Consider the following 3,687-nt stretch of genomic DNA (forward strand, 5'->3'; position numbering starts at 1 on the left):
GAGTGTCGGTTCGACCCCGACCGCCGGTATAATTCCTTGCCCAATGCCAATGGGTAAGCACGAAAAAGCCCTGACCACCAGTGTCAGGGCTTTTTTCTATCCTAATAAGGCTATCAGCTTACATTTCAGCCATATGGGCGAAAGGGAAGTGGGTATCGATTTTACCATTGATCCGTTTTGCATATAATTTTTCGCCATCGAGCCATTTTTCAAAATCAATCATTAATGGAAGACGATCAGGGCCAATAGCAAAACCTGTTTTCAGGGTGTCCGGGAAATAGGAAGCAGTATGCAGTGTACCGGAAGCGGTACTGTATTTCATGGAAAAGATACCACTGTTGAGATCGTTCAGGAGTCTGAAGGCAGTGTAGGCATCATCCGATTGTTCTTTATGACCTAACAGGGCCTCTTCACGGCGTTTTGAATCATCCGACTGATATCGATTTTCCTCTGTCAGTACTTCGAAGTGATTGGTTGATACAGAAGCTTCACGCACGACCACCGACCGGGGAGAGGCTTCGACTACGACTGAGCGTCCGCTGCGGTCGAGAAGGACATAGCTGAATGAGCGCCGGTGCGGTATGTCTTCCAGCAGCTCTATGGCTTCACCAACGCCGCTGCAGTTTTCCAGAATGAGACGGCCGATCATATTGCAGATAAATCCGTCTTCCGAATTTCGGCGATTGATGAAATTATAGCCCATTGCCAAGCCTTTTTCGTTAAGACCATCGGTGCGTCCTGTAATTTGCATGGTGGGGCCGATTGTGGCATAGCCACCGTCCGTAGGCTGATAAAGGGCAAATCTGCCTTCATAGCCCTGCGGAGAACTGTCGTAATTGCGGACCATGAAATCTGTGCCCGTTATAATGGAACAGCCGCTTCTGGTGTATTCGAGGTAGTAGCCGCCGAATTCGCGAATGGCGTCATGCATATTCCACTCGAGTGCATCCGCAAGACCATTAATTTCTTCCCATATTCTGGGAGCATATGTTAAGAGCATTTCTTTCGCTTCTTTTTCATTGATCATCAAATGTCGGTTGGAGGAGCCGAATTGTTTTCGGCGGTTTGGGAGCAGCAGGGAATCCCTGAGGTTTACACCCTGCATATAGCCGAAATCGTAATGGCCGCCCCGGAATTGGATAATGTCACTATGAACTTTTTGCATGGATATCCCTCTTTTTTATCTCGATATCAAAATGGTACTAAATTTAGGGGGGAATGGAAAAGAATATGCCTGAGCCGCAGTATGAGGCTCAGGCATAAATTTAAATAATGTGATAATCCGCTTCTCCGCCGTTGATGCCAGTGAACATATTGGCGGCCGCCGCCAGTAACTCCAGTGCGGTATCCCGCTCCATTGAAGGGCGCAGATAGAAAACATGTAGCGCATTGACCGTTTCTTCTGTTACGGCGGTCCGTTTCGAATCAATAAAAGGGCTGCCGAAAGCGCCTTGCCGATCTTTGGTGACGAGTATGTTTGTCAGTGTATTCACCCGGTTGTTGATGCCTTCGTACTGATCTTCTGCAGTACCGATGGCTACAGTGACATTTCCGTCGATTTTATCAGCATCGTATAATCCCAAAGGAATCTCATACTGCAGCGAAAGGAAATTATTCATATCGACTCCGGAATGGACCGGCGTGAGGTAATTTTGTTTTTTGACTCTGCGGAACAGGGCTTCTGCGGATGGACGGTAACGATTGGCATCGGCACCCAGCGCTTTCCATATCATTTTCCACTCAAGCAGTCCAGGATAGTCCCATAATTCTTTATCATCCAGGTCAAAGTATAATTGTTCCTGGAAAAGCTGAAGACGGCCCTTTAACATTTGAGGTGAATCGGAAACGGTGATATTGTTATATTGAATGATTCCGACTTTAAAATCGGAAAGTGTTTCAGTGATTTTAGGATCGATCGTTATGTCCACCGAATACATCCTTTCAAGTAAGTGATTACTATCATCCTATCATATATTCAAAAAAGGGGTTATCAGCATGAATCTTGCACAATTTCAAAAAGAGCTCGCTGCTTATGCCTCGGAAATCGGAATAGATAAAATCGGTTTTGCATCCGCAGAACCTTTCTTTAATTTGAAGCATCGGCTGATCCGCCAGCAGCAATTGGGGTATCAGTCGGGGTTTGAAGAACCGGATATCGAAAAGAGGGTGCGGCCGCATTTATTGCTGGAAGAGGCAGTTACGATCATATCAATCGCCATCGCTTATCCATCGAAAATGAAGGATGCACCTCAAGGCACAAGAGGAGCACGCCGCGGTATTTTTTCCCGTTCGTCCTGGGGCAAAGATTATCATGCCGCATTGCGTGAACGGCTGACGTTATTGGAGGCGTTTATCGCCGCCCATTATCCGGAAGCACGGATGCGGTCTATGGTCGATACGGGTGAATTATCCGACCGGGCAGTGGCAGAGCGCGCCGGCATCGGCTGGAGTGCGAAAAATACGAATATCATTACGCCGGAATTCGGTTCCTACGTTTATCTGGGAGAGATGATCACCAATATTCCGTTTGAATTGAGTGAACCGATGGAAGACCAATGCGGTGACTGTCGGCTGTGCATCGACACCTGCCCGACCGGTGCCATTGTGGAAGGAGGCCAGTTGAATGCCCAGCGCTGCATCTCTTTTTTGACGCAGACAAAAGGCTTTCTGCCGGATGAATTCCGTACGGTAATCGGAAACCGGTTATACGGCTGTGACACCTGCCAGACCGTCTGCCCGAAAAATAAACGGAAAGCGAACCAGATACATGCTGAATTCGAACCGGATCCGGAAATTGCGAAACCGCTTCTTGAGCCTTTATTGAAGATAACGAACCGCGAGTTTAAAGAGAAATTCGGATACATTTCGGGTTCGTGGCGGGGCAAGAAACCGATTCAGCGCAATGCGATCCTGGCATTGGCACACTTCAAGGAAGTCAGTGCTGTGCCGGCATTGATCGATTTGCTCCAGTCGGATGAACGCCCGGTAATCCGGGGCACGGCTGCCTGGGCGATCGGCAAAATCGGCACGGCAGAAGGGCTCCATGCGTTAAAACAGGCAGAAGAAAATGAAAAAGACAGCCAGGTGCTGGAGGAAATAGAAAAAGGATTGGCATTTTTTGCTGAAGAATTGAAAGGATAAGTGAAGAGTTTGGCGATTAACATTGTTTTATATCAGCCGCTGATACCGGCGAATACGGGGAATATAGCGCGCACGTGTGCGGGGACAGGAGGTAAACTGCATTTAATCCGGCCGCTTGGTTTCTCCACAGATGACAAGATGCTGAAACGTGCAGGTCTCGATTATTGGGAGCATGTCGATTTGGCGTATTACGATTCCATGCAGGAATTGTTTGACCGCTATCCGGAAGGCGAGTTTTATTATATTACCAAGTTTGGGGCAAAACCTCATACGACATTTGATTTTTCGGACCATGAGAAAGATCATTTCTTTGTATTCGGGCAGGAAACGAAAGGGCTGCCGGCTGAATTGCTGGAAGCGAACCGCGACCGCTGTCTGCGGATTCCGATGAATGATAATATCCGGTCCCTGAATCTGTCGAATACGGCAGCCATCCTGTTGTATGAAGCGCTGCGGCAGCAGGATTATCCGGGGCTGGAATAAGAAAGGCGACGCCGGTTGGAGTCTGGACAAAGAAAAAAAGCAGCGGAAAATTTTCCGCTGCTT

General features: G+C 48.0%; 4 protein-coding genes. 2 read left to right on the forward strand and 2 right to left on the reverse strand.

Going from position 1 to position 3,687, the window contains the following annotated elements:
* Positions 1 to 118: 118 nt before the first annotated feature.
* Complete coding sequence (locus tag KW93_RS04780; protein ID WP_033541838.1) at positions 119 to 1,165, reverse strand: C45 family autoproteolytic acyltransferase/hydolase; 1,047 nt, start codon at positions 1,163 to 1,165, stop codon at positions 119 to 121.
* A 100-nt stretch (positions 1,166 to 1,265) separates the two neighbouring features.
* Positions 1,266 to 1,928 carry a B3/B4 domain-containing protein gene (locus KW93_RS04785; RefSeq protein ID WP_033541839.1) on the reverse strand — a complete coding sequence of 221 codons (663 nt, stop codon included), beginning with the start codon at positions 1,926 to 1,928 and terminating at the stop codon, positions 1,266 to 1,268.
* A 67-nt stretch (positions 1,929 to 1,995) separates the two neighbouring features.
* On the opposite strand from KW93_RS04785, the gene queG reads away from it, so the two are divergent.
* The gene (gene queG / locus KW93_RS04790; RefSeq protein WP_033541840.1) at positions 1,996 to 3,141 is read left to right on the forward strand and encodes a tRNA epoxyqueuosine(34) reductase QueG; all 1,146 of its coding nucleotides are present in this window, start codon (positions 1,996 to 1,998) and stop codon (positions 3,139 to 3,141) included.
* A gap of 9 nt (positions 3,142 to 3,150) precedes the next feature.
* Positions 3,151 to 3,624 carry a tRNA (uridine(34)/cytosine(34)/5-carboxymethylaminomethyluridine(34)-2'-O)-methyltransferase TrmL gene (gene trmL / locus KW93_RS04795; RefSeq protein ID WP_033541841.1) on the forward strand — a complete coding sequence of 158 codons (474 nt, stop codon included), beginning with the start codon at positions 3,151 to 3,153 and terminating at the stop codon, positions 3,622 to 3,624.
* The last annotated feature ends 63 nt before the right edge of the window (positions 3,625 to 3,687 follow it).

Source organism: Planococcus sp. CAU13 (genome assembly GCF_000775575.1).
GTDB lineage: Bacteria > Bacillota > Bacilli > Bacillales_A > Planococcaceae > Planococcus.

Excerpts from the sequence above, each read along its gene's own strand:
- KW93_RS04780 (WP_033541838.1), bottom strand. The coding sequence starts at position 1,165 with ATGCAAAAAGTTCATAGTGACATTATCCAATTCCGGGGCGGCCATTAC.
- queG (WP_033541840.1), top strand. The coding sequence starts at position 1,996 with ATGAATCTTGCACAATTTCAAAAAGAGCTCGCTGCTTATGCCTCGGAA.